Source organism: Bacillus sp. AFS012607 (assembly GCF_002558005.1).
GTDB classification, from domain to species: Bacteria; Bacillota; Bacilli; order Bacillales; family Bacillaceae_G; genus Bacillus_A; species Bacillus_A thuringiensis_S.
Genome location: NZ_NTVM01000012.1, coordinates 322,184 through 344,828, shown reverse-complemented (window position 1 = coordinate 344,828; position 22,645 = coordinate 322,184). Strand labels below are relative to the sequence as shown.

Sequence of the window (22,645 nt, the reverse complement as noted above, 5' to 3'; positions counted from 1 at the left end):
AAAGGAGATAAATTATCATGGAAAAAATCTTTAAAGTAACTAGCGACTCAGGAATTCATGCTCGTCCAGCAACTCTACTTGTAAACACTGCAAGCAAATTCGGTTCTGACATTAACTTAGAGTATAACGGAAAGAACGTTAACTTAAAATCAATCATGGGCGTAATGTCTTTAGGTATTCAACAAAACGCAGAAATTAAAATCACTGCAAATGGTGATGATGCAGCTCAAGCACTAGCAGCTATCGAAGAAACTATGAAAAACGAAGGATTAGGAGAATAATGACTCTTAACATTCAAGGGATCGCTGCATCAAGTGGGATTGCTATTGCAAAGGCTTTCAGACTTGAAAATCCTGAATTTAACATCGAAAAGAAATCAATTACAAACGAAGCTGCAGAAATTGCACGCTTAGACGCTGCGCTTGAGAAAGCAAAAACTGAATTAGAAGCTATTAAAGACCACGCATTTGCTGAGCTAGGTGCTGACAAAGCTGCGATCTTTGAAGCACATTTATTAGTGTTAAATGATCCAGAACTAGTAAACCCAGTAAAAGATAAAGTGAATAGCGAAAAAGTAAATGCTGAATTTGCAATGGATGAAGTTGCATCAATGTTTATTTCTATGTTTGAAAACATGGATAACGAATATATGAAAGAACGTGCTGCAGACATTCGTGACGTAACAAAACGCGTTCTTGCACATTTACTAGGAATTAACTTCTCAAATCCTGGTACAATTTCTGAAGAGGTAATCATCATTGCTGAAGATTTAACACCATCTGATACAGCTCAGTTAAACCGTAAGTATGCAAAAGGTTTCACTACTGATATCGGTGGACGTACATCTCACTCTGCAATTATGGCTCGTTCTATGGAAATTCCAGCTGTTGTTGGTACAAAAGTTGTTATGGAGAAAATCCAAAACGGCGATATCGTTATCATTGACGGTTTAGATGGAGAAGTAATTGTAAACCCATCAGAAGAAACTCTTCGTTCGTTTGAAGAAAAGAAAGCGAAATTTGAAGAGCAAAAAACTGAATGGGCAAAATTAAAAGACCAAGCTACTGTAACAAGTGATGGACATCACGTTGAGCTTGTTGCAAATATCGGAACACCAAATGATGTACAAGGTATTATCGATAATGGTGGAGAAGGCGTTGGTTTATACCGTACAGAATTCTTATACATGGGCCGTGACAATCTTCCAACAGAAGAAGAGCAGTTCGAAGCGTATAAAGCAGTTCTTGAAGGTGTAAAAGAAGGTCAACCAGTCGTTGTTCGTACACTTGACATCGGTGGAGATAAAGAGCTTCCATACTTACATTTACCAAAAGAAATGAACCCATTCTTAGGATACCGTGCAATTCGCTTATGTCTTGATGAGCAAGATGTGTTCCGTACACAACTTCGTGCATTACTTCGTGCTAGCGTATACGGCAACTTAAAAATTATGTTCCCAATGATTGCAACTCTTGATGAGTTCCGTCAAGCGAAAGCGATTTTATTAGAAGAGAAAGCGAAACTTGTAGAAGCGGGTACAACTGTTTCTGATTCTATTGAAGTTGGTATGATGGTTGAAATCCCAGCTTCAGCAGTATTAGCAGATCAATTCGCGAAAGAAGTTGATTTCTTCTCTATCGGAACGAATGATTTAATCCAATACACAATGGCTGCAGACCGTATGAACGAACAAGTATCATACTTATACCAACCATATAACCCATCTATTTTACGTCTTGTAAAAATGGTTATCGATGCTGCTCATAAAGAAGGCAAATGGGCTGGCATGTGTGGTGAGATGGCGGGAGATTCACTTGCTATCCCATTATTATTAGGATTAGGTTTAGATGAGTTCAGTATGAGTGCAACATCTATTCTTCCTGCAAGAACACAACTAAGCAAGTTGTCAAAAGCAGAAATGGAAACATTAGCAGAAAAAGCATTAATGATGTCAACTGCTGAAGAAGTTGTTGAACTAGTTAAAAGCATATAATTAATAAAAAAACCTGAGTCGATTTGAAATCGGTCTCAGGTTTTTTCTATGAGAAAAGTAAATCTTGTTTTCTTACTATAGAGGATAAGACACAGAACTAGATAGCGATAGCAACGATATCAGTTGGGCATACACGTAAAATACCATTAAAAGTATTACGTTGACGGTTCTTATCATCTTTGTTGTCGTCTTTATTATCTTTATCATTATTGTTACGAGCTAAAGCGGAGAAAAGAGCAACACCGTTAGCGAAACCTTCAAAAATTACATCGTTGAAAGATCCGATACCTTTAATGCTTAAAAGAGAAAGCTCTGTTCCAACTGAAATGCTAGCAAGTACGTTACATACAGCTGGTTGTTGTGGTTTTACCTCTCTCTCTTTCTCGCGATGGTCACGATGGTCGCACTCTCTTTCACGATGATGACAGTCTCTAAAGTTATCACAGCATCCAAATGATCCAAACATAATCCTCATCACCCCCTTCACACTTATAATCTATGTAAGTTCGGTAGTTAGTGACTGGACAGAGAGTGGAATTTTTTCTAGGGGATTTTCTCATTTTAAATGACTAGCTGGGTGTTTAGTATGGAATGATGTTTAAAATAGGGGTAATATAACAAAAAAATGTAAAAACCACCAAAATAAACGAAATGGGTAGCTTTTACACTTTTTTACTTTTATATAAAACGACGATATATACAGGAAGAGCTAGGAGTAGTGGTACGATGGATCGTGCAGTATGTTTTTCTGATTCTAATTGAAATGCTTCTTCTTTTGGGAATTGTAAAATGGAGATGTTTGCGGCATCACCAATAAAATATAGAAGCAGTACAGTTACTATGTAACATAAAAGTGCGATCAAGCTTCCGTATGAACTCAATGAAAATCCCTCTCTTGTTATCTATTTGTTATCATTGTATCACAATTGTAATAAAAACACACGGGTATATTTCAATACCTTAACAAAATTCGACACAAAACGTCACGTTTATTTATGATAAAGGAATAGAATATACTTTTCTATAAGTATAAATGTCGAATGATTTGTAGTAATATTACAAAAGTATGACAGGAAATAAAAAACGAAGGTAATGTAGTTACCTTCGTTTTTTATTATTTTGCCCACTCACTCACTTGCTCTACGCTCATACGTGGTGCAGGGTGACCTTTTAAAGTTGATTCACCAATTGTAATAAGCATAATTGGAACGTAACGAGATGAAACGTTAAATTCGTCTGTCAGTGCTTGTGGATTGAAGCCACCAATAGCACAAGTATCCCAACCAGTTGCTTTAGCTGCAAGCATAAGTTGCATTGCTGCGAGAGATGCATTTGAAAAGGCAGCATCTCTCGGGAATTGTTCACGAGCATATGCAGATTCAATATTTTTAGCTAAGCGTTCTTTTGCTTCTTCTTTCATAAATCCTTGTTCTACAATTGGACCATATACTGGCTCAACATTTTTATAAGCTTCTAAATCACCTAAAATAGCGACTACTGCAGAAGCATCAAGAATTTGTTGTTGGTTATAAGCTATTGGGTGTAATCGTTTTTGTACATCTTCACCTTGAAAAACAAGGAATTTCCAGTGTTGTAAGTTCCAAGCGGAAGGTGCTTGTGCTGCGGCTTTTAAAATCTCATGCAATTCTGTAGATGAGATTTCTTTATTTGGGTTGAATGCACGTGTAGATGTGCGTTCATATAAAACGTTAAAAAAGTTGTCGTTTGTCATTATATATCCTCCAAATTGTATATAAAATTATCAAGAAAACGCAATGTATATTACTTACATTTTGTAAGTTGTCGAATTTAAGAATATAATATCTTTATTTTAATTGTCAAGTTTTAAGAAATAAGCTAGGGCATTCATACAAACGATATAATTCCTATAATCATACACTAAAAAAGGAATTTATAGAGTGAAAAGGGAAGATAACATTCTCAATTAGCTTGTTAATATGTATCTCTCGCAAATTAAAGTTTATTAGAGAACAGTCTTTTAAAAATGTTTGTGAGGAATTCAGTAGAACAAGATATATGAAGTGAGTGAAGACTAGTGATGAACATACTACATTTTTTATTAGAGAATACGGTTTTCCAAAATGTGTTACAAGATTTGCAGTTAAATGTCCTTTATATAGAAAATGGATGTAAGCATCAACAAACGATAGAAAATATCCATCCAAAATGTATGTTTATAGCAAATAATTTTGAAGAGGGCGAACTATTATTTCAAAGAACGAAACCGCACATTATAATTATGTATGTAACAGATTATTCTCAAATCAAATATATAAAGAATATGTATACCCCGCAAAGTACATTCATTGTCATTTGGGATCAACAAATAACAAAAGAATTTACAGATGTACTTGCATTAGGAATACGTAATATTGTAATAGCCCCTGTAACTCCACAAGCAGTATTAGAAGAAGTGAATAAGAGTTTGTATCAACTTTCTTTAGTAAGGCAAGTTAGTTTGCAACAGGAACTGCTTCAAACGATGTTTGATTTTCAAAATGATTTATTATTTATAGTAGAAGATGATGAAATTGTTGATTGTAATACAAATTTTTTAACTTTTTTCGGATATGAAAATTTGTTTGCCTATCGTGAGCAACATTTAGTATTTGCTGAACATTTTATTAGAGAAAATGGATACTACTCGACGACGCATGATATAACATGGCTAGACGATACTTTATCAAGTGGTAGAAGAATTAAGATGTCAAATTATGAAGGGGAAGTATCTACTTTTCTATTACGTGCGACACCATTGCCAGAAGATTTATCAAGATTTATTGTAAAATGCACGGAAATTACAGAATTAGATGAAATCTATCAAGAACAAGAAAGACTTGCTATGGTAGATTCATTGACAGAGATTTATAATCGTTTAAAGTTTCAACAAATACTAGAGGTAGAGTGGGAAAAGGTAATACGTAGTGATGAGAAAATAGCAATCATTTTATTTGATATAGATAATTTTAAAACAGTTAATGACACATATGGTCATGATTTTGGTGATTTGGCATTAATACAACTTGCAGAGCTTATGAAATCTAAAGTGGAGCAGCAACACGTATTTGCAAGATGGGGAGGAGAAGAATTCATTATATTAGTGACAAATACAGTAGAAAAGGAAGCATTTCAAGTTGCGGAGTCATTACGATTCTTCATTGAAACAAAGCAATTCACTGGAATTTCGAAGCTAACAGCTAGCTTTGGAGTTGCGTTATATGAACAAGGAACTACAAGAGAAGAATTAATGCAACGAGCGGACATTGCTTTATATGAAGCGAAAAAAAATGGAAAGAATCAAGTATGTGTGTACAGAAAAGAAAAAATGTAATTTTTCGCAACAAATTGTTGCGATTTTTTTTTATTGTTTGATAATAGAATAGGGGGACAATTTTTAGCGAAGGAATTATGGAGGATCGACATGATAAAAAAAGTAATGATAATGGCTTCACTGTCTGCTATAGTTGGCGGCGGAGTATACTATTTTCTTGTTAGCCCCAATATAAAGGAAAACACAGTATTAACAACTAAGGTGAATCCTACTATTGAACCAGAAGTGCAAGGGAATATAGAAGAAAAAGAAGAGCAACAAATTGATTATGCTAGCATATCTCAAAAATTAGATCAATATTTAGTCGGAAAGCAATTTAATGGAACAGTTTTGGTAACAGATAAAGAGCATGTTATATTGAATAAAGGATATGGCTATGCTGATGTTCAAAATAAAATTGAAAATACGCCTCAAACAAAATATCGTATCGGTTCTATTACGAAAACAGTTGTTGCCACATCTATTTTACAGCTGCAAGAACAAGGGAAATTGAATATTCAAGATAATGTAAATAAATATATTCCTTCATTTCCGGAGAATAAAAATATTACGCTATATCATTTATTAACACATACCTCTGGTTTACCTGAACACGCAAAAGGCAATGTTAATGCTGCTTCCCGTTTACAGTTAATTAATTGGATCGGACGTCAAAATTTAGAATTTCCTGCAGGAACAGGTTGGAGATATACAGATTATAATTATATGGTGCTTGCTTATATAATAGAACATATATCGAAAAAACCTTTAGGAGATTACATAAAAGAAAACATATTTGTAAAAGCAGATATGCATGAATCCGGTATGGGAAATATGGTACCTGGCGATAAAAATTTTACAAAGGGTTATGTGAAAAAAGATCAAGAGCTTGTACCAGCGCAGAAGTTAGGCATGGATTGGCTATATGGTTGTGGTGAGATGTATACGACAGTTGGAGATATGAAGAAGTTAGACGAAGCAATTATAAATGGAAAACTTCTTTCTGAACAAAGTATACAAGCAATGTTTTCACCTTCAGCAGAACGGAAATATGCATTTAGTTTTTATATATATGCAGATTATTTTCATAATCATGGTGTATTATCTGGTTGGAACACTTTTAATAATTTTAATAAAGAAAAAGGAACTTTTGTTATGTTATTTTCAAATGTGAAAAATAGTATGGATGATGACTTTAATAAAGAGTTCCGAAAGATGGTAAATGATTTATTAGAACAAAGGGGATGAGAAAATGGAACATAAAACTTTATCAATAGGTTTCATTGGTATTGGCGTAATGGGAAAAAGTATGGTTTATCACTTAATGCAAGATGGTCATAAAGTATATGTATATAATAGAACGAAAGCAAAAACAGATTCTTTAGTGCAAGATGGTGCACATTGGTGTGATACGCCAAAAGAGTTAGTGAAGCAAGTTGATATTGTAATGACAATGGTTGGATATCCACATGATGTAGAAGAAGTGTATTTTGGTATAGAAGGAATTATAGAACATGCAAAAGAAGGTACGATAGCAATTGACTTTACGACATCTACACCTACTTTAGCAAAACGCATTAATGAAGTTGCAAAAAGCAAAAATATATATACGTTAGATGCACCTGTCTCAGGAGGAGATGTTGGTGCGAAAGAAGCAAAACTCGCAATTATGGTAGGTGGAGAGAAAGAAATATATGATAGATGCTTACCTTTACTTGAAAAGTTAGGAACAAACATTCAATTACAAGGACCAGCTGGGAGTGGACAACATACAAAAATGTGCAATCAAATTGCGATTGCTTCCAATATGATTGGAGTATGTGAGGCTGTTGCTTACGCGAAGAAGGCTGGACTGAATCCAGATAAAGTGTTAGAGAGCATTTCAACAGGGGCAGCAGGTAGCTGGTCATTAAGTAATTTAGCTCCTCGAATGTTAAAAGGAGACTTTGAGCCGGGATTTTATGTAAAGCATTTTATGAAAGATATTAAAATTGCTTTAGAGGAAGCAGAAAAATTACAATTATCAGTCCCGGGCTTAAGTATGGCGAAAGAATTGTATGAAGAGTTAATTAAGGATGGAGAAGAAAATAGTGGAACACAAGTATTATATAAAAAATATATAAGGGGGTAAACGAGGTGGACCTTCAAAAGTTTGATGAGATGATTGATACTGTACAGCGAGCTACTTGTATGAAAATTAATGAAAAACAAAAAGAAGCTTTTAAACAAAAGTATGATTTTGAACCAGAATTTGAATATGGAAGAGATGAGAAGGGGCATTATGTAATTCGAACCTCAAAAAAGATGTTAGAAGAAATGGAGTTTTATTTGGCATTGAAATATGATCGTGATGGAGTGGATCTTTATATGCAAGCTGAGATTGACGGTATATTTCATGTATCTGTTAGCTATGGTGAAGATGCCCTACATCTACAAGAATTGTTTCAATTTCTAGAAGAAAATAAATAAAAGTCCTCATTTGAGGACTTTTATTTATTTAGTCATCTTTAATTTTTATAATTATAAGTTAGAAGCGCGGCGGCATCGTTCAACCGGGAATGGGATAATTTGTGCGATGTGATTAGGACCCAATTGTTTTGTACGAGCATGGCGTATTATATAAAAAGCACACAGAATTGAAACAGGAATAGCGCCGAATAAACCAAACAATAAAGCGCTTACACAAGATGCGACAAATCCTAAAACACCAATTTCTAACTCTTCCATAATAGCTCCTAAAATAACTGGAAATGCTCCACATGTAACCCCAAGTATAAGTGCGATAAGTAAGCTCATGATTATCCCCCTCTGTTTGCGATATTATTTTCCTTCTTAATTAATTGTAGTATATCATATACAAAACAGAATTTTCAGAAAAAAATCAATAAATATTCAAAAAATGTTCAAAAAATATACTTGAAAAATCAAGGTGTTAAATTTGTGATGAAGTGGTACTTTTGAGTAAATAAAAAATCAGGCTTATTTCAAAAATGAAATAAGCCTGTTCCATAGGAGGATGTATATATGTAGAGTGAATAAAAGTTTGGAAAAGGGGGTCCAAGTCCTTTTATTCAACTAACTACCTTAATAGATTGGAACCCAGCCTTCAGTTGTCACAAAAATACGAATAGCTACAACTTGACGATCATCTTGCAAGGTAAAATAATGTCTTGCATTTTCAGGAACAGATATGAGATCGCCTGGCTCAAGTTCAACATCAAAGAATTTCCCATCTTTGCCTTCAATAGCGAAAATGCCATGACCACTGACGATAAAGCGAACTTCGTCATCTGTATGATGATGTTCTTTTTGGAAATTAATTAATAATTCGTCAAGGTTAGGTGTGCTATTTGAAAGTGAAATTACATCATGTGCTTTATAACCTCGACTTGCTGAAACATCAGCGATTTCTTTTGAAAAAACAGCTAATATTTCAGCTTTGTTTTCATCTGTTAACGAATAATTTTCATTTAAATGAGTAGGAAGTTTAGAAATGTTCCATTTCTCATATAAAACGCCTTCCTCTTGTAGAAATTTAGATACTTCCACTTCATTTTCAATGCGAGTATTTACTTCATGAATACGAATTTGCGCCATTAGAAACGCCTCCTTGAATTGATAATAGTTTTATATGAAATTGGAATAAAAACTCATAAGCTTCTAATCTTTTCTTTGCATCAAAGCTATCTCGGCCCCATACGGTAATACCGTGGTTACGGATTAATACTGCTCCTGAATCACCTTTTATATGCTTTCGGAAGTTTTCTCCAAGCGTTGGGATATGGGCATGGTTTTCGATAATAGGAATGTGAATTGTTGCACCTTCTTCCCAAATATCGAGAGCTTTAATAATTTCTTGATTTTGAAGGGTGACTGCATCATTATATAAATTTGTGATGACATTGTTATCAGTTGTATGAACATGAAGTACGCACCCGGCATTTGTATTGTTATAAATATGTGTATGCAATACTGTTTCTGCTGAAGGGCGTAATTCAGTCTCTAAAACAGGAACTCCTACATGATCTACTAATAGAAAATCATCTGGAGTGGTTTTTGTTTTATCTTTACCGCTTGCTGTAATGAGAAAAGTAAGTGGCTCATGACTAACTTTTATAGAAATATTACCACTTGTTGCTGGGAACCAATTTCGAGTTGTTAATTCTTTTTTTATCTCGCTTAAGTCATACCATTGACGAAAAAGTTGTTTCATGATTTCACCTCCAACAAATGTTTTAATTCATTTTGAATATCATGGAATGTTTCAAACGGTGTATAAGCAATATAATTCTCTGCACACTTTGTAATAAGGAAGTCACGAGCAAATACTTTATCTGCTTGTTTCGCAGCTTGTAAATCAGTAATTGAATCTCCAATCACAATATGGAAGTCATTCGTATCACTCAATTTACGGATGAGAGATGATTTACATAATCCGCAATGATTTTGACAATGATGATCACAAGGATGAGGCCAATTCACCGTAATGTATTCATTTGAAAAATCTGTTTCATTACAGTAAATTTGCTCTTTTGGAATGAGTCCTTGTAAGAGTGGATAGACGAAGAAATCCATTCCACCTGATATAACGTAAAAAGAAATGTTATTTTCATTTACAAATTGTATAAATTCATGAAAACCATTACGAAGTTCAGCAGTTTCTATTAAAAATTGAATAATTTCATCGTGCAGATGAGTAGGTATTAATCGAAATAATTGAGAAACACCTTCTTGAATAGATAGCTCTTGTGATAAAATTCTATTCTTTACTTCTTCAGCTTCTGGTGGTGCGAATTTTTCCATAATGGACATAATGTTATCATTATTTGTAATCGTGCCATCGAAATCACAAAATACTTGAATACTCATAATTTCACCTCATGAGAGGGATTTCCCCATATTTGTAGTGCACTATGCAAATTTATGTCATCTACTTCATGGAGTGGTTTATTTTGCAAAGTAGCCTCAATTGCAGTACGGAATGCTTTACCACCGCCTTGCGCTCCATTTGGATGTCCATGTATCCCGCCGCCAGCATTAATAACAACATCTTTACCGAAATCTCGTACAATAAAGGGAACGAAACCAGGGTGAATACCAGCAGATGGAACAGAAAAGCTCTTCTTGAAAAATGCATCGTCTTCAGTTAAATATTTTGAGATAGCAAGAGCTTCCTCTTTTTCTAGCGCAACACTTCCGTATGGAGATGGGAATAATGAAAAGTCAGCCCCAGCATAGCGTAGTAGCTTTCCGAGTAATAATGGAGATGAAATTCCATATAACTTAGATGCTGAATAAGCACCACTTACAGCAGGGTGTGCCATAATAGGAACTGGGATTTCATCATCTTCTGCAAGTGATTGCAGTACATCTAGTCCGTAAGCAAATACGTTAAATAATAGAATATCAGCTCCAGCTTGCACTGCACGTTTCGCACTTTCTTTTAAATCAAAAGTTCGTCCTGTTAAATTTACGGCATATAACGTTTTATGTCCGTATGTTTCATATACGGATTGTAAAACTTCTTTTCCAGATACAATGCGTTTCGTAAGTGGTGTTAATGCATTTTCAAATAATATTTCATCATCTTTTACTATATCTACACCACCAATTGCTTGATCGCGTAATTGCGTTTTTAAATACCCAATATTTCGTCCAATCATTCCTTTAAAAATACTCATTAAAAGGGGACGATCATGCACTTGTAAAAGATTTCGAATACCATCTATCCCGAATTTTGGCCCAGGAAAATGTTTTTTTAACTCGTCTGAAAAAGTTAAGTCAATTAATTTTACTTCGCCATCAAGGGATAGCTTTCCAAATGTAGTCGTTAAAATTGCTGGTAAATCTGGACTGAAGTTTAATAACGGATATTCGATTTTAATAATTCCGCGTTTTACTTTTTTACGTAAATACGAATTTGTATGTTGATGTTCAGCTAATTCCACAATATGAATGACGTTGCCTTTATGTTGCTTTAATTGTTCTTGCAATAATTGTGGCAAATGAGTCCAAGAGCCAATTGTTAAACCAAGTGCAATTTGCTCAGCCTTTTTTTCTAAGTTATGTGAATCATCATGGATTAAATACGTCGCTATAATTCCGCTCATTGTTATAACCTCCTAGTTAAATAAAAAAACCTCTCAGCTAAGGAGAGGTTTTTTTACAACCAGCTCCTTATCTGTCAGCGTAATGCTGCGAGAATTAGCACCGTGTCTACAATTGTAGATCGGTTGCCGGGTTTCATCGGGCTCGTCCCTCCACCTGCTCTTGATAAGAAGTATTTAGAAATGTTTAAATTTTTAAGATAACTGAATTTTGTCAGATATTTTTCATGTTGTCAATTACTTTTTGAAAAAATTTAATTTATCAATTCGATTAATGGCTTCCCGTAATCTATCTTCTGTATGCAAGAGACCAACACGGATATACCCTTCGCCATGTTCACCAAATCCAACACCAGGAGCAACTGCAACATGTGCTTTTTCTAGTAAAATATCAGCAAATTGCTCAGAGGTATATCCTTTTGGAACAGGAAGCCATGCAAAGAATGACCCTGTTGGAATGTCTACATTCCAACCAATTGATTGACAAGCCGAAATAAGAGCGTTTCGTCGAGATTCGTAACTATTTACAAGGTCTATTACGCAAGACTGTGAACTTAATAGTGCTTCGCGGGCAGCATCTTGAACTGCACCAAAAATACTAACATACATATGATCTTGTAATAAGTTAATGGTTTCAATGACACTTTCATTCCCTACTGCAAAAGCAATACGCCATCCAGCCATATTGAAAGTTTTCGATAGAGTGTAAATTTCAATACCTGTATTTTTAGCACCGTCTGCTTGCAAGAAACTAACAGGTTTTTGACCATCGAATCCAATCGCACCGTAAGCAAAATCATGAACCACTAGTATATTATGTTTATTAGCAAAATGAATAGTTGCATCAAAAAAATCTTTTGATGCAGTAGCACCTGTAGGATTATTTGGATAGTTTAAAAACATTAATTTTGCACGCTCGGCAATAGAGTTATTAATTTTTGTGTAATCTGGTAAAAAGTTATTTTCTGCAATAAGCGGCATTGTTTCAAATTGTGCTTTTGCTAAAGCAACTCCTGATAAATAATCTGGATAGCCTGGATCTGGAACGAGAATCGAATCACCAGGGTTTGTAAAACAAACTGGTAATTCTACTAATCCAGCCTTTCCACCAAACAATATAGCAACTTCAGTTTTCGGATTTACTACTACATCATATTCACGTTGATAGAATGTTGCCACGGCTTCTTTTAAACTTTCATGTCCGCGAAATGGCGGATATTTATGATGAATGGTCTTTTCGGCAGCATCTTGTAAAGCTTTTACGATATGCTGCGGTGTTGGTTGATCTGGATTACCTTGACCTAGATTAATAACATCGTGACCAGCTGCAACGACTTTGTTAACTTTTGCAACAAGTGAAGCGAAAAATTGTGTTGGCAATGATGTTACTATCTCAGAAGGTTGAAATAATTTCATACTTTCCACCTCTTTTGAAAGTTGTTACAATTCTAGTGACAAATGATATAATCTTTCCAGTATTTTGTAAAGAGAAAAATAAGAATGGGGCTGAAAAAATGAAAGTCGCATGTATTCAAATGGATATTGTTTTTGGAGATGTAGAAAAAAATATTGAGAATGCTAAAAATAAAATAAGCGAAGCTATGAAGGAAAGGCCAGATGTTATCGTCTTACCAGAGTTATGGACAACAGGATATGATTTAACGAGACTTTCTGAAATTGCAGATAGGGATGGAGTGGAAACGAAAGAAAAGTTAATAGAATGGGCGAAGCAATATGATGTACATATTGTTGGTGGGTCCATAGCAAAGCAAACGGAGCAAGGCGTTACAAATACGATGTATGTTGTAAATAATGAAGGACAGCTAGTCAACGAATATAGTAAAGTACACTTATTTCAGCTTATGGATGAACATAAATATTTAATAGCTGGTAATAGTACGGGCGAATTTAAGCTAGATGATGTTGAATGTGCTGGAACAATTTGTTATGATATTCGTTTTCCAGAGTGGATGCGTGTCCATACTGCTAAAGGGGCAAAAGTATTATTTGTTGTAGCAGAATGGCCATTAGTTCGTTTAGCACATTGGCGTTTGCTATTGCAAGCAAGAGCGGTTGAAAATCAGTGTTATGTTGTTGCGTGTAATAGAGCAGGAAAGGATCCAAATAATGTATTTGCGGGTCATTCTTTAATTGTGGACCCTTGGGGTGAAGTTGTAGTAGAGGCGAATGAAGAGGAATCAATTTTATTTGGAGAGCTTGAATTCGAGAAAATTAAAGAAGTACGTAAAGGAATTCCAGTTTTTGCGGATCGCCGTCCAGAATTATACAAATAAAATGTTGACAAGTGATTTTTATTCTTGGTATAGTCTTCAACATAAAGTTAAAAATTCAAAAAATTATACAACTCTTATCAAGAGCAGGTGGAGGGATTTGGCCCGATGAAGCCCAGCAACCGACCGTAATACCATTGTGAAATGGGGCGTTTATTACGCCAAAAGGCACGGTGCTAATTCCAGCAGAAAGTAAAACTTTCTGGCAGATAAGAGGGGAGAAGATAAACTTCAAACCTCTTTCTTAGTGGAAAGAGGTTTTTCTATGTTAGAAAAACCTCTGAATTTAAAAAGGGGGAGAAGACGATGGGATATTATTCATTAACAGAAATAACAGCTGTACAATATGCGAAAGATCATGGCTATTTTGAAGCGAAGGCAAATGTCGTTTGTCATGAAATTGGAGACGGAAACTTAAATTACGTGTTCAAATTAGATGATGGAGAGAAATCAATTATAATAAAACAAGCACTGCCTTATGCGAAAGTAGTTGGTGAAAGCTGGCCATTGTCTATAAAAAGAGCAACGATTGAAAGCAAGGCACTGCAAATTTTTGCGCAGTATGTACCGGATTATGTTCCGGTAGTGTACAGTCATGATGAAGAGTTAGCGATAACGGTAATAGAAGACTTATCAAGACTAACAATTACAAGAAAAGGATTAATAGACGGAGAAGAATATCCGCTTTTATCCCAGCATATCGGCCGTTTTCTAGCACATGTTTTATTTTATACTTCAGATTTTGGTTTACAGTCAGAAGAGAAGAGGGTACTAGAAGGTACCTTTGTAAATCCGGACCTTTGTAAAATTACAGAGGATTTAGTGTTTACAGATCCGTTTGGACATTATGATACAAATGATTATGAGCCAGATTTACAGCTCGTGGTTGATGAACTTTGGAGTGATAAAACTTTAAAACTAAAAGTAGCACAATATAAATATAAGTTCTTAACAAGAAAAGAAACTCTTATTCATGGTGATTTACATACTGGTAGTATTTTTTCGTCACCTTCTGAAACGAAAGTGATTGATCCAGAATTTGCGACATATGGCCCATTTGGATTTGACATAGGTCAATTTATTGCAAATCTATTATTAAATGCTTTATCTAGAGAAGAAGAAAAAAGAAGTGTACTATTTTTCCATATAGAAAAGACGTGGAGTTATTTTGTAGAGACTTTTACAAAGTTATGGATTGGAGAAGGTGTAGAAGTATATACGAAAGAAAAACAATGGTTACCAATTATTTTGCAAAATATCTTTACTGATGCAGTTGGATTTGCCGGATGTGAACTGATTCGTAGAACAATTGGTTTAGCTCATGTAGCAGATTTAGATGAAATAGAAAATAAAGAAACAAGAATTCAAGCTAAGAAGCAAGCGCTATCCTTAGGTAAAGAACTAATAAAATATGAATCTAAAAGTGCAGATATTCAACTGTTTCGAACATTATTTCAACAGACAGTTTCAGGGGGCGTAAAAGCGTGAGTACAATTGTTACTGTTCCGAGATCTGTAAGCTGGAAAGGTGATGCAATTGCGGTATTAAATCAAACGAAATTGCCGCATAGCACAGAATACAAAACATTGACGACTATTGAAGAGGTTTGGAAAAGCATCGTAATGTTAGAAGTACGAGGAGCGCCTGCAATTGGAATTGTAGCTGCATTTGGCTTGGCGCTTGCATCAAAAAAATATAACACTGTACATATTGAAGAATTTCAAAAGAAGTTTAATAGAGATTGTAATTATTTAGGAACGTCACGCCCGACAGCAGTAAATTTATTTTGGGCAATTGATCGTATGAGAGAATCTATTCGAGAGATTACTACAATAAAAGAAGCACAAAAAACATTAGAAGAAGAAGCGCTTCGCATTCAGCAGGAAGATGAAGAGGTGTGCCGAAATATTGGGGAATATGCGTTAACATGTTTTAAAGATGGCGATAATATTTTAACAATCTGTAACGCTGGAAGTATCGCAACTGCCAGATATGGAACTGCATTAGCTCCCTTTTATATTGGAAAAGAGAAAGGTGTGCGTTTACATGCATATGCGTGTGAAACGAGACCAGTTTTACAAGGTGGTCGCTTAACGACCTGGGAATTGAAGCAAGCAAATATTGATGTGACCCTTATTACAGATAATACTGCAGCTCATGCTATTCAAACGAAAGAAATAAATGCAATTATTGTAGGGGCGGATCGAATTGTCGCAAATGGAGATACGGCAAATAAAATAGGGACAATGAATTTAGCTATTTTAGCAAAGCACTTTGATATCCCATTTTATGTTGCTGCGCCACTGTCAACATTTGATGTTAGGAAAGAAACTGGAGCCGAAATAATTATTGAAGAAAGAGATGAAACAGAAGTTACGAAAATCTTTGGAAAACAAGTAGCACCAATCGGAACGAATGTTTATAACCCTGCATTTGACGTAACACCGAACGAATTAATTACAGGAATTATTACTGAGAAAGGTATTATAAGCGGGGATTATAAACGAGAAATTGCATCATTATTTGAAAAACAGGCTAATACATAATAGCTTGTTTTTTTATGCCTAAATGCATTGTTTTCTCTTACTTATATAATGAAAGGAGGAGAAGAGGATGGAAGAGTGGATCAAGATGATAGGTAATGTAGGGTTTCCAATTGTTGTAACATTATATTTACTCCACCGTATTGAAAGTAAATTAGAGGGGGTAATTGTTGCAATTGAGAAGCTCCCGCGGCAATTACTAAAGTACGAAGATCCTCGCGATAAAAAATAAAGTTTGCTCTTCTTGAGCAAACTTTATTTTTTATTGAGCAGTATAGCCACCATCGATAACGACAGCTTGACCAGTTATACCTTTAGCTTTTTCACTCGCTAAAAACATAGCATAATCAGCGATTTCTTGTACTTGTAGCAAACGCTTCTGTGGTACAAGTGGATAAATGACATCTTCTAAAACATTTTCAAGTGGTACATTTCGTGTAGTGGCTAAGTCCTGCAGTTGATTACGTACAAGAGGGGTATCGACATAGCCAGGACAAAGGGCATTCACAGTAATCCCGTGGGTAGCACCTTCTAAAGCAGCAACTTTTGTCAATCCAATTACACCATGTTTTGCACTATTGTAGGCAGCTTTTCCAGCAAACCCGACAAGGCCGTTAATAGAAGCGACATTAATAATACGACCATATTTTTGCTGTTTCATAATCGGAAAGGCATGCTTAATTGCGATAAACGGAGCAATTTGCATAATTTGAATTAGTAGCTCGAACTTTTCAGTTGGAAAGTCTTCAATGGGTGAAACGTGTTGCATTCCTGCGTTATTAATTAATATATCTAATGAACCGAAATGATCAACTGTTTGAGAAATTGCTGCTGTAATTTCCTCTTCAGATGTAACGTCACATTTTAAACCGATAGCTTGAAAACCTTCATTTTGTAATTGTTCAGCAGCTTCTTTCGCACGTTCTTCAAGACGATCAGTAATCACAACTTTTGCACCTTCTTTTGCAAAAGTACTTCCCACTTCATATCCAATACCACTCGCAGCACCTGTTAAAAAGACAACTCGATTTGTAACCATGATGAAAAACATCCCTTCATAATAAAGTTTTCATAGTGCTCTATTTAGAGAGGTTATAATGAAATTCCTGCAAACATTTGGAAAAAATATCGTTAGCTATCTTGTTTTGCAAAATAGTCTTTGCTATACTATTTTGTAAAGCGAGATACTTACGCTTATCTATCTTGTAAAACAAGATAGTAGGAGGATTTGAATTATGTCGACAAGTCAAATGCTGAAAGGGATCTTAGAAGGATGCTTACTTGCTATTATTTCTGAAGGCGAAATATACGGTTATGAAATGAGTGAGAAGCTAGCAAAGTATGGTTTTACAATGGCGAGTGAGGGAAGTATTTATCCGTTATTAATACGAATGCAAAAAGAAGGATTAATAACAAGCGTAATGAAGGAATCTCCATCTGGTCCAAAGAGAAAATATTACACATTAACAGAAAAAGGCGAGGAAGCACTTGATGAATTTATGGATCGCTGGGAAGCGATGCAAAGTAGTGTAGAACGTTTACTTGAAGGGAAGGGAAGGAGAAAATAATGTTATCAAGTGAAGCACAAAAGTTTTTGTTAGATATGAGATTATTTTTGACGGCAAAGAGTGTGAAAGAAAGTGATATTGAAAACTTTTTAGAAGACGCAGAACTTCATTTAATAGAAGGTGAGAGTGAGGGGAAGAGTGTGGAAGATATTTTCGGAAGCTCACCGAAAGAATATGCAAATGAACTTGTAAAAGTGATGGAAAGAGATAGACAGGAAACGTGGAAGCAAATTGGTTTTACAGTAATGAATATCGTATCTTTTTGGATTATTGCTTCTATCTTAATAGTGAGTAATGGAATGTTACAGATTTCACTTATTCAGTGTATCGGTTACAGTTTTTCATTGATTTTAGTTGTTATGGGTCCTAATTTTCTACTTCGCAAAATGACCTTCGTCACAAGCTTTACAAAAACATGGTTTTCTATGTGGTCTTTAGTTATGATTGCTCCATTGTTTTTATTAGGAGCTGTTACGATATTAGATGTGATATATCCTACAAAAATGCTCACATTCACCGAAGTCCAAAGTTATATATTAGCTGGTGGGATTTTTATCATCACAGTAGCTATAAATATATATTTTGAAGGGTGGTTTAAAAACTTATATTTAATCATTCCGCTTTCTATTATGTTAATGTTTAAAACATTTACATCTGAAGATCTTATGCCAATGTTATTTCAAATTATATGTTTATACGGAAGTTTGTTTATTTTAATTTCCCTTGAAATTATGATGAAGACGAATAGAAGAGAAATGGTTAAATAAGGGAGTGATAAAAGTGCTATCGAATGAAGGGCAAAAGTTTTTAGATGATACTCAAGGGTATTTACGAACGAAGGGCATTAGAGAAGCTGATATTATTTCCTTTATAGAAGATGCGGAAGTTCATTTAATAGAAGGAGAAAAGAGAGGAAAGAGTGTAAATGATATATTCGGTCATGCTCCAAAAGAGTATGCAAATCAACTTGCCAAAGAGATGGAAGTTGATAAAAAAGGGAATTATAAATTATTGCTTTACTTTATTATAAATTTATTAGCATTCACGATGATGAAGAGTGTATTTTTTAGTGAAGCCGACCATCGTTTGTCTTATTCTTTAATTGAATTAATCGGATATCCGATTATGATTTTTGTAGGAATTAGTGTATTAATATGGGGCATGAGAACAGCCTCATTTAAGCGTAAAAGAACTGAATTTTTAATTATGTATATAACAGGTGCGATATGGTTTTTATCAATTTTCAGTATTGCATTATTAAATAATTTTTATGGTACAACATTTATTAAATTTACTGCGACAGAAAGCTTCATTCTTGTTGGAATAGTAGTTCTATTTGCAGCTATTGTAAATATTAAATTTGGTGGTTGGTTTACTTTGGCGTATTTACTAGTTCCAATTGCATTGGAATATGTATTCGTAATGATAGATTTATCAAGTATTATTGGAATGTATGTACAACAAATAATTCTTTTCATTGTTATTTATATGCTTTTGAAAATTCATATAAAATTAGAAAAAGGAAAGTATACGAATAAAAAGAGAGACAGTATTATTTATAGGTAAATTGAGTAGTAGTTTTCTAAGGTTAACCTAACAATAACTCTTTTATAAAAAGGATATATGTTGACTATTTTATTAATATATTAGATTACACATCAGGATATATTCTGTTTTTCGGTTTAATAGGAAAGCGGCTGCTCTGGATATGCAAAAAATTATTTCCAAAGAAATATTATATAGGGATTTTTAGAGGGATTACATTTACATTTAGTTGTCTATTTTTATTTCTAGCAGCCGGGATTTGGTTTGTTGATTGGAACAAGTTGTTTTAAACAGTAACATGAGGGTTACTGTTTTTTTCTTTGTAGTAAAGAGCTTTGTAAAGAGAGCGCTTTTTGTTCTGTTGTTAATAAGGAATGAATATGAACGTTTTCTGGACGAGGGACTATCGGATACATAAGATTTGTTGGAGAAGGGTGATGCTCCGAGCCGGTTGGAGAATGAGGATCTGCATGAGTAAGTTTTCCATGAATACGTCTTGTAAATAAAATATGACCGATTTCGTGAGCGAGCGTATATATATTTTTCATAGGGGCAGCCGAATTTGTTAAAACGATATAGCCAGTAAGTTGCTGTTGTTTTGCTAAAGAATAAGCGCAGGCAATTACTGCAGTTTCTTTGAAATAATCACTGCCAATATAACAAATATAAAGGTCGCATTCAGGAGCTTCATTTACACATGTTTGGAAAAAGGATGCCAACTTTTCTTGACTTTGAATGGAATTTTTATAACTGATTTCACGGTCAAAAAAACGGAAAAGTTCATTTAATACAATTACTTCTTGAATTTGAAATGTAATGGGGTGCCAAATTGATTCTGCAACAGCTAAGTCTTTTGCGATACGGTCATCAGAAATATCGGCGCCGGGAGTAATGCAAATACATATATTGACGTATGGATCCATAAGGAACACCTCAAATGAAAAAAAGTTCTTCCTATAATATATGTGGGAAAAAGATGTCATGTATGGATAAACGCCTTCTTTATTGAATATATAGATGACAAGTCGAAAAAATTTCATAGTTCTATAACATGGTATGGTCGTCTTTTTGATATAGTAAAGGAAAGGGGGAGAATATATGTATACATTAAAAATCGTTTCAGACAGAGAAGCACTTTATCAATTTGCGAGTTATGTAAGAGTTGTACAAGGGGTTGAAGATGTATATGTAGAGGTGGGAGAACCTTTATATGAACATCCTTTAATGAAGTTTTATGTACATATTAAGCTGAAAGAAACATATGAGCAGCATAAAGCGTTACAGGAAATAGCAAGATTAGTAGAATTGGGTCGTTTTACATATGTCCATTATCGTAATGATGAAATTGAGGAAGCTTTTGAAGCTGTAAAATATGAAAGTTTTAAGAAATAAAGATGAAAAAATGGAGGCGAAAGCTTCCTTTTTTTCTTTAAAATTACATGAACAAAAAGAGAGAAATTTTGTTATGATAAGGGAGGTTAGGGAAAGGGGAATTTACATATGGGGTATATTGAAGAGTTACGAAAAGTCGTTGGTACAAGACCGCTTATTCTCGTAGGATCAGCAATCATTATATTAAATGATAAACAAGAAGTATTGCTTCAATATCGTTCAGATACATATGATTGGGGTGTACCTGGCGGGGCGATGGAACTAGGTGAAACGACAGAAGAAACGGCACGTAGAGAGTTATTTGAGGAAACGGGGTTAACTGCAAAAATAATGCAATTTCTTGGTGTTCTATCAGGAAAAGAAGTATATTTCCGTTATCCGAATGGCGATGAAATTTTCAATGTCATTCATCTGTATCAGGCACATCATGTGAGCGGGGAATTAAAGCTCGATCATGAAGGGTTGAAACTTCAATATTTTCCAGTAGATAAGTTGCCAAAATTGAATGAAACGACAGAGAAAATTTTGCAAAAGTTTTTATATGCACTGACAGAATAGAAGGTTAATTCCTTCTATTTTTATTATATGAAATATTTTGATTTTTTAGTATGTTTATAGTATGATAGTTATAGATATACATCTTATGGAATTTCACCTAAAAACTTACTAGGGTACATAAGAGAGGGGCAAGTACAAAATGCATAATGTTGTTATTACAGCTGCAGTTCGTTCGCCAATTGGAACTTTTGGAGGAGCGCTAAAAAATGTAACGCCAGTAGAATTAGCTGTTCCTGTACTTCAGGAAGCTGTAAAACGAGGCGGGGTAGAACCACATGAAGTTGATGAAGTAATTTTAGGTCATTGTATTCAAAGAACTGATGAAGCAAATACGGCGAGAACAGCTGCATTAGCGGCAGGATTTCCTGACACAGTTACGGGATATACAATCCAACGTCAATGTTCTTCAGGTATGCAAGCAATTATGTCAGCTGCAATGCAAATCCAATTAGGTGTAAGTGATGTTGTTGTTGCAGGTGGAGTAGAAGCGATGAGTTCGAGCCCTTATGCATTGAAACAGCACCGCTGGGGACAACGTCTACAGCACGGAGAAATTCGTGATACGGTGTGGGAAGTGTTAGAAGATCCGATTCACCATATTATGATGGGTGAAACAGCGGAAAATTTAGTTGAACAATATGAAATTACAAGAGAGGAACAAGATGAAGTTGCTCTTCGCAGTCATACATTGGCACTGAAGGCAATCGAGTCTGGACACTTTGACGATCAAATTGTTCCTATTACAATAAAAGAACGTAGAAAAGAAGTAGTATTTTCGAAGGATGAGCATCCACGTGCAGATATTACAGCGGAAAAATTAGCAGGGTTAAAACCAGCATTCCGTAAAGATGGGTCTGTAACTGCAGGTAATGCATCTGGCCTGAATGACGGAAGTGCAGTTCTAGTATTAATGAGCGAAGAAAAAGCAAAAGAAAAAGGCTTACAACCGTTAGCTAGAATTGTTGGATATTCAGTAGCTGGAGTAGACCCGAAAATTATGGGTATTGGACCAGCACCAGCAATCCGAAAAGGATTAGAGAAAGTAGATTGGTCATTAGAAGATGCAGATTTACTGGAAATTAATGAAGCTTTCGCGGCTCAATATTTAGCTGTAGAGAAAGAGTTAGGCTTAGACCGTGAAAAAGTGAACGTAAACGGTAGTGGCGTAGGACTTGGGCATCCAATTGGTTGTACAGGGGCTCGTATTACAGTAAGTTTAATTCACGAATTAAAAAGACGTGGTTTAGAAAAAGGAATTGCCTCTTTATGCGTTGGTGGCGGTATCGGGGTTGCCTTATTTATAGAAGCACTATAAAA

Annotated in this window: 28 protein-coding genes and 2 riboswitches; of the genes, 17 read left to right on the top strand and 11 right to left on the bottom strand. The window is 34.9% G+C overall.

Translation table 11 applies throughout. The features are described from left to right. Positions 1-17: 17 nt before the first annotated feature. A complete protein-coding gene (ptsH, locus tag CN409_RS15135) occupies positions 18-281 on the top strand; it encodes a phosphocarrier protein HPr (RefSeq protein WP_000411080.1) in 264 nt (87 codons plus the stop codon). Continuing rightward, positions 281-1,993, top strand: a complete 1,713-nt coding sequence (gene ptsP, locus CN409_RS15130; protein WP_000174216.1) for a phosphoenolpyruvate--protein phosphotransferase — start codon at positions 281-283, stop codon at positions 1,991-1,993. The genes ptsH and ptsP overlap by 1 nt, the downstream gene beginning before the upstream one ends. A gap of 97 nt (positions 1,994-2,090) precedes the next feature. On the opposite strand, the gene CN409_RS15125 is transcribed toward ptsP, so the two are convergent. The 3 genes from CN409_RS15125 to CN409_RS15115 form a co-directional block, all read right to left on the bottom strand. Beyond that, positions 2,091-2,459 carry a DUF3915 domain-containing protein gene (locus CN409_RS15125; protein ID WP_000468031.1) on the bottom strand — a complete coding sequence of 123 codons (369 nt, stop codon included), beginning with the start codon at positions 2,457-2,459 and terminating at the stop codon, positions 2,091-2,093. Between the two features lie 196 nt (positions 2,460-2,655). After that, positions 2,656-2,874, bottom strand: a complete 219-nt coding sequence (locus CN409_RS15120; RefSeq protein WP_000100494.1) for a hypothetical protein — start codon at positions 2,872-2,874, stop codon at positions 2,656-2,658. Positions 2,875-3,107: 233 nt separating this feature from the next. Continuing rightward, the gene (locus tag CN409_RS15115) at positions 3,108-3,725 is read right to left on the bottom strand and encodes a nitroreductase family protein (protein ID WP_000180387.1); all 618 of its coding nucleotides are present in this window, start codon (positions 3,723-3,725) and stop codon (positions 3,108-3,110) included. Positions 3,726-4,052: 327 nt separating this feature from the next. Here CN409_RS15115 and CN409_RS15110 point away from each other — a divergent pair, with 327 nt between their 5' ends. From CN409_RS15110 to CN409_RS15095, 4 genes are all read left to right on the top strand, one after another. Next, a complete protein-coding gene (locus tag CN409_RS15110) occupies positions 4,053-5,345 on the top strand; it encodes a GGDEF domain-containing protein (protein WP_001023182.1) in 1,293 nt (430 codons plus the stop codon). Positions 5,346-5,435: 90 nt separating this feature from the next. Then, on the top strand, positions 5,436-6,572 hold the full coding sequence (locus CN409_RS15105) for a serine hydrolase (RefSeq protein WP_000592890.1): 1,137 nt from the start codon (positions 5,436-5,438) through the stop codon (positions 6,570-6,572). Between the two features lie 4 nt (positions 6,573-6,576). Next, positions 6,577-7,455, top strand: coding sequence for an NAD(P)-dependent oxidoreductase (locus CN409_RS15100; protein WP_000400426.1), 879 nt, complete (start codon positions 6,577-6,579; stop codon positions 7,453-7,455). A 5-nt stretch (positions 7,456-7,460) separates the two neighbouring features. Next, a complete protein-coding gene (locus CN409_RS15095) occupies positions 7,461-7,793 on the top strand; it encodes a DUF3909 family protein (RefSeq protein WP_000365616.1) in 333 nt (110 codons plus the stop codon). A 51-nt stretch (positions 7,794-7,844) separates the two neighbouring features. Here CN409_RS15095 and CN409_RS15090 read toward each other — a convergent pair whose 3' ends face one another. The 6 genes from CN409_RS15090 to CN409_RS15065 all read right to left on the bottom strand — a co-directional run bounded on the left by CN409_RS15090 (position 7,845) and on the right by CN409_RS15065 (position 12,847). Then, complete coding sequence (locus tag CN409_RS15090; protein ID WP_000054662.1) at positions 7,845-8,120, bottom strand: hypothetical protein; 276 nt, start codon at positions 8,118-8,120, stop codon at positions 7,845-7,847. A 288-nt stretch (positions 8,121-8,408) separates the two neighbouring features. Beyond that, the gene (locus CN409_RS15085) at positions 8,409-8,921 is read right to left on the bottom strand and encodes a 1,2-dihydroxy-3-keto-5-methylthiopentene dioxygenase (RefSeq protein ID WP_000057322.1); all 513 of its coding nucleotides are present in this window, start codon (positions 8,919-8,921) and stop codon (positions 8,409-8,411) included. Beyond that, a complete protein-coding gene (locus CN409_RS15080) occupies positions 8,899-9,537 on the bottom strand; it encodes a methylthioribulose 1-phosphate dehydratase (RefSeq protein ID WP_086402858.1) in 639 nt (212 codons plus the stop codon). Before CN409_RS15080 ends, CN409_RS15085 begins: the two co-directional genes overlap by 23 nt. Next, positions 9,534-10,193, bottom strand: coding sequence for a 2-hydroxy-3-keto-5-methylthiopentenyl-1-phosphate phosphatase (gene mtnX, locus CN409_RS15075; protein WP_000027488.1), 660 nt, complete (start codon positions 10,191-10,193; stop codon positions 9,534-9,536). Before mtnX ends, CN409_RS15080 begins: the two co-directional genes overlap by 4 nt. Further along, complete coding sequence (gene mtnW, locus CN409_RS15070) at positions 10,190-11,434, bottom strand: 2,3-diketo-5-methylthiopentyl-1-phosphate enolase (RefSeq protein WP_086402859.1); 1,245 nt, start codon at positions 11,432-11,434, stop codon at positions 10,190-10,192. The genes mtnX and mtnW overlap by 4 nt, the downstream gene beginning before the upstream one ends. Before the next feature lie 64 nt (positions 11,435-11,498). Beyond that, positions 11,499-11,604: riboswitch (SAM riboswitch) on the bottom strand. 64 nt (positions 11,605-11,668) lie between these two features. Continuing rightward, on the bottom strand, positions 11,669-12,847 hold the full coding sequence (locus CN409_RS15065; protein WP_097981605.1) for a pyridoxal phosphate-dependent aminotransferase: 1,179 nt from the start codon (positions 12,845-12,847) through the stop codon (positions 11,669-11,671). Positions 12,848-12,861: 14 nt separating this feature from the next. Here CN409_RS15065 and CN409_RS15060 point away from each other — a divergent pair, with 14 nt between their 5' ends. The 4 genes from CN409_RS15060 to CN409_RS15045 all read left to right on the top strand — a co-directional run bounded on the left by CN409_RS15060 (position 12,862) and on the right by CN409_RS15045 (position 16,497). Beyond that, positions 12,862-13,725, top strand: a complete 864-nt coding sequence (locus CN409_RS15060) for a carbon-nitrogen family hydrolase (RefSeq protein ID WP_016080413.1) — start codon at positions 12,862-12,864, stop codon at positions 13,723-13,725. A 71-nt stretch (positions 13,726-13,796) separates the two neighbouring features. Beyond that, positions 13,797-13,938, top strand: a riboswitch (SAM riboswitch). Positions 13,939-14,028: 90 nt separating this feature from the next. Further along, the gene (gene mtnK / locus CN409_RS15055; RefSeq protein ID WP_000542676.1) at positions 14,029-15,210 is read left to right on the top strand and encodes an S-methyl-5-thioribose kinase; all 1,182 of its coding nucleotides are present in this window, start codon (positions 14,029-14,031) and stop codon (positions 15,208-15,210) included. Continuing rightward, a complete protein-coding gene (gene mtnA / locus CN409_RS15050) occupies positions 15,207-16,268 on the top strand; it encodes an S-methyl-5-thioribose-1-phosphate isomerase (protein WP_000104611.1) in 1,062 nt (353 codons plus the stop codon). The genes mtnK and mtnA overlap by 4 nt, the downstream gene beginning before the upstream one ends. Before the next feature lie 67 nt (positions 16,269-16,335). Then, positions 16,336-16,497, top strand: coding sequence for a YvrJ family protein (locus tag CN409_RS15045; RefSeq protein ID WP_000393336.1), 162 nt, complete (start codon positions 16,336-16,338; stop codon positions 16,495-16,497). A gap of 30 nt (positions 16,498-16,527) precedes the next feature. Here CN409_RS15045 and CN409_RS15040 read toward each other — a convergent pair whose 3' ends face one another. Then, on the bottom strand, positions 16,528-17,304 hold the full coding sequence (locus CN409_RS15040) for a 3-hydroxybutyrate dehydrogenase (RefSeq protein ID WP_000258453.1): 777 nt from the start codon (positions 17,302-17,304) through the stop codon (positions 16,528-16,530). Positions 17,305-17,500: 196 nt separating this feature from the next. Here CN409_RS15040 and CN409_RS15035 point away from each other — a divergent pair, with 196 nt between their 5' ends. The 4 genes from CN409_RS15035 to CN409_RS32365 are packed head-to-tail and all read left to right on the top strand — an operon-like array spanning position 17,501 to position 19,668. Then, positions 17,501-17,833 carry a PadR family transcriptional regulator gene (locus CN409_RS15035; RefSeq protein ID WP_000107977.1) on the top strand — a complete coding sequence of 111 codons (333 nt, stop codon included), beginning with the start codon at positions 17,501-17,503 and terminating at the stop codon, positions 17,831-17,833. Then, positions 17,833-18,600 carry a DUF1129 domain-containing protein gene (locus CN409_RS15030; RefSeq protein ID WP_097981373.1) on the top strand — a complete coding sequence of 256 codons (768 nt, stop codon included), beginning with the start codon at positions 17,833-17,835 and terminating at the stop codon, positions 18,598-18,600. The genes CN409_RS15035 and CN409_RS15030 overlap by 1 nt, the downstream gene beginning before the upstream one ends. Before the next feature lie 13 nt (positions 18,601-18,613). Continuing rightward, positions 18,614-19,399 carry a DUF1129 domain-containing protein gene (locus tag CN409_RS15025; protein WP_000950457.1) on the top strand — a complete coding sequence of 262 codons (786 nt, stop codon included), beginning with the start codon at positions 18,614-18,616 and terminating at the stop codon, positions 19,397-19,399. Positions 19,400-19,443: 44 nt separating this feature from the next. Then, entirely contained in the window at positions 19,444-19,668 is a 225-nt protein-coding gene (locus CN409_RS32365; protein WP_309445958.1) for a DNA-binding protein, read from the top strand. Between the two features lie 15 nt (positions 19,669-19,683). Here CN409_RS32365 and CN409_RS15015 read toward each other — a convergent pair whose 3' ends face one another. Then, positions 19,684-20,301, bottom strand: coding sequence for an ImmA/IrrE family metallo-endopeptidase (locus CN409_RS15015; protein ID WP_000371606.1), 618 nt, complete (start codon positions 20,299-20,301; stop codon positions 19,684-19,686). A 175-nt stretch (positions 20,302-20,476) separates the two neighbouring features. On the opposite strand from CN409_RS15015, the gene CN409_RS15010 reads away from it, so the two are divergent. The 3 genes from CN409_RS15010 to CN409_RS15000 all read left to right on the top strand — a co-directional run bounded on the left by CN409_RS15010 (position 20,477) and on the right by CN409_RS15000 (position 22,643). After that, positions 20,477-20,770, top strand: a complete 294-nt coding sequence (locus CN409_RS15010) for a DUF3928 family protein (protein WP_000288330.1) — start codon at positions 20,477-20,479, stop codon at positions 20,768-20,770. Positions 20,771-20,878: 108 nt separating this feature from the next. Continuing rightward, positions 20,879-21,328: an NUDIX hydrolase gene (locus tag CN409_RS15005; RefSeq protein ID WP_002005651.1), complete on the top strand. Its 450-nt coding sequence runs from the start codon at positions 20,879-20,881 to the stop codon at positions 21,326-21,328. Positions 21,329-21,467: 139 nt separating this feature from the next. Further along, positions 21,468-22,643: an acetyl-CoA C-acetyltransferase gene (locus tag CN409_RS15000; RefSeq protein WP_000552075.1), complete on the top strand. Its 1,176-nt coding sequence runs from the start codon at positions 21,468-21,470 to the stop codon at positions 22,641-22,643. Positions 22,644-22,645: the final 2 nt, after the last annotated feature.

Coding starts and splice junctions, on each gene's coding strand:
- ptsH (WP_000411080.1), top strand. CDS start 18: ATGGAAAAAATCTTTAAAGTAACTAGCGACTCAGGAATTCATGCTCGT.
- ptsP (WP_000174216.1), top strand. CDS start 281: ATGACTCTTAACATTCAAGGGATCGCTGCATCAAGTGGGATTGCTATT.
- CN409_RS15125 (WP_000468031.1), bottom strand. CDS start 2,459: ATGTTTGGATCATTTGGATGCTGTGATAACTTTAGAGACTGTCATCAT.
- CN409_RS15115 (WP_000180387.1), bottom strand. CDS start 3,725: ATGACAAACGACAACTTTTTTAACGTTTTATATGAACGCACATCTACA.
- CN409_RS15110 (WP_001023182.1), top strand. CDS start 4,053: ATGAACATACTACATTTTTTATTAGAGAATACGGTTTTCCAAAATGTG.
- CN409_RS15105 (WP_000592890.1), top strand. CDS start 5,436: ATGATAAAAAAAGTAATGATAATGGCTTCACTGTCTGCTATAGTTGGC.
- CN409_RS15100 (WP_000400426.1), top strand. CDS start 6,577: ATGGAACATAAAACTTTATCAATAGGTTTCATTGGTATTGGCGTAATG.
- CN409_RS15090 (WP_000054662.1), bottom strand. CDS start 8,120: ATGAGCTTACTTATCGCACTTATACTTGGGGTTACATGTGGAGCATTT.
- CN409_RS15085 (WP_000057322.1), bottom strand. CDS start 8,921: ATGGCGCAAATTCGTATTCATGAAGTAAATACTCGCATTGAAAATGAA.
- CN409_RS15080 (WP_086402858.1), bottom strand. CDS start 9,537: ATGAAACAACTTTTTCGTCAATGGTATGACTTAAGCGAGATAAAAAAA.
- mtnX (WP_000027488.1), bottom strand. CDS start 10,193: ATGAGTATTCAAGTATTTTGTGATTTCGATGGCACGATTACAAATAAT.
- mtnW (WP_086402859.1), bottom strand. CDS start 11,434: ATGAGCGGAATTATAGCGACGTATTTAATCCATGATGATTCACATAAC.
- CN409_RS15065 (WP_097981605.1), bottom strand. CDS start 12,847: ATGAAATTATTTCAACCTTCTGAGATAGTAACATCATTGCCAACACAA.
- mtnK (WP_000542676.1), top strand. CDS start 14,029: ATGGGATATTATTCATTAACAGAAATAACAGCTGTACAATATGCGAAA.
- CN409_RS15045 (WP_000393336.1), top strand. CDS start 16,336: ATGGAAGAGTGGATCAAGATGATAGGTAATGTAGGGTTTCCAATTGTT.
- CN409_RS15040 (WP_000258453.1), bottom strand. CDS start 17,304: ATGGTTACAAATCGAGTTGTCTTTTTAACAGGTGCTGCGAGTGGTATT.
- CN409_RS15035 (WP_000107977.1), top strand. CDS start 17,501: ATGTCGACAAGTCAAATGCTGAAAGGGATCTTAGAAGGATGCTTACTT.
- CN409_RS15030 (WP_097981373.1), top strand. CDS start 17,833: ATGTTATCAAGTGAAGCACAAAAGTTTTTGTTAGATATGAGATTATTT.
- CN409_RS15015 (WP_000371606.1), bottom strand. CDS start 20,301: ATGGATCCATACGTCAATATATGTATTTGCATTACTCCCGGCGCCGAT.
- CN409_RS15010 (WP_000288330.1), top strand. CDS start 20,477: ATGTATACATTAAAAATCGTTTCAGACAGAGAAGCACTTTATCAATTT.
- CN409_RS15005 (WP_002005651.1), top strand. CDS start 20,879: ATGGGGTATATTGAAGAGTTACGAAAAGTCGTTGGTACAAGACCGCTT.
- CN409_RS15000 (WP_000552075.1), top strand. CDS start 21,468: ATGCATAATGTTGTTATTACAGCTGCAGTTCGTTCGCCAATTGGAACT.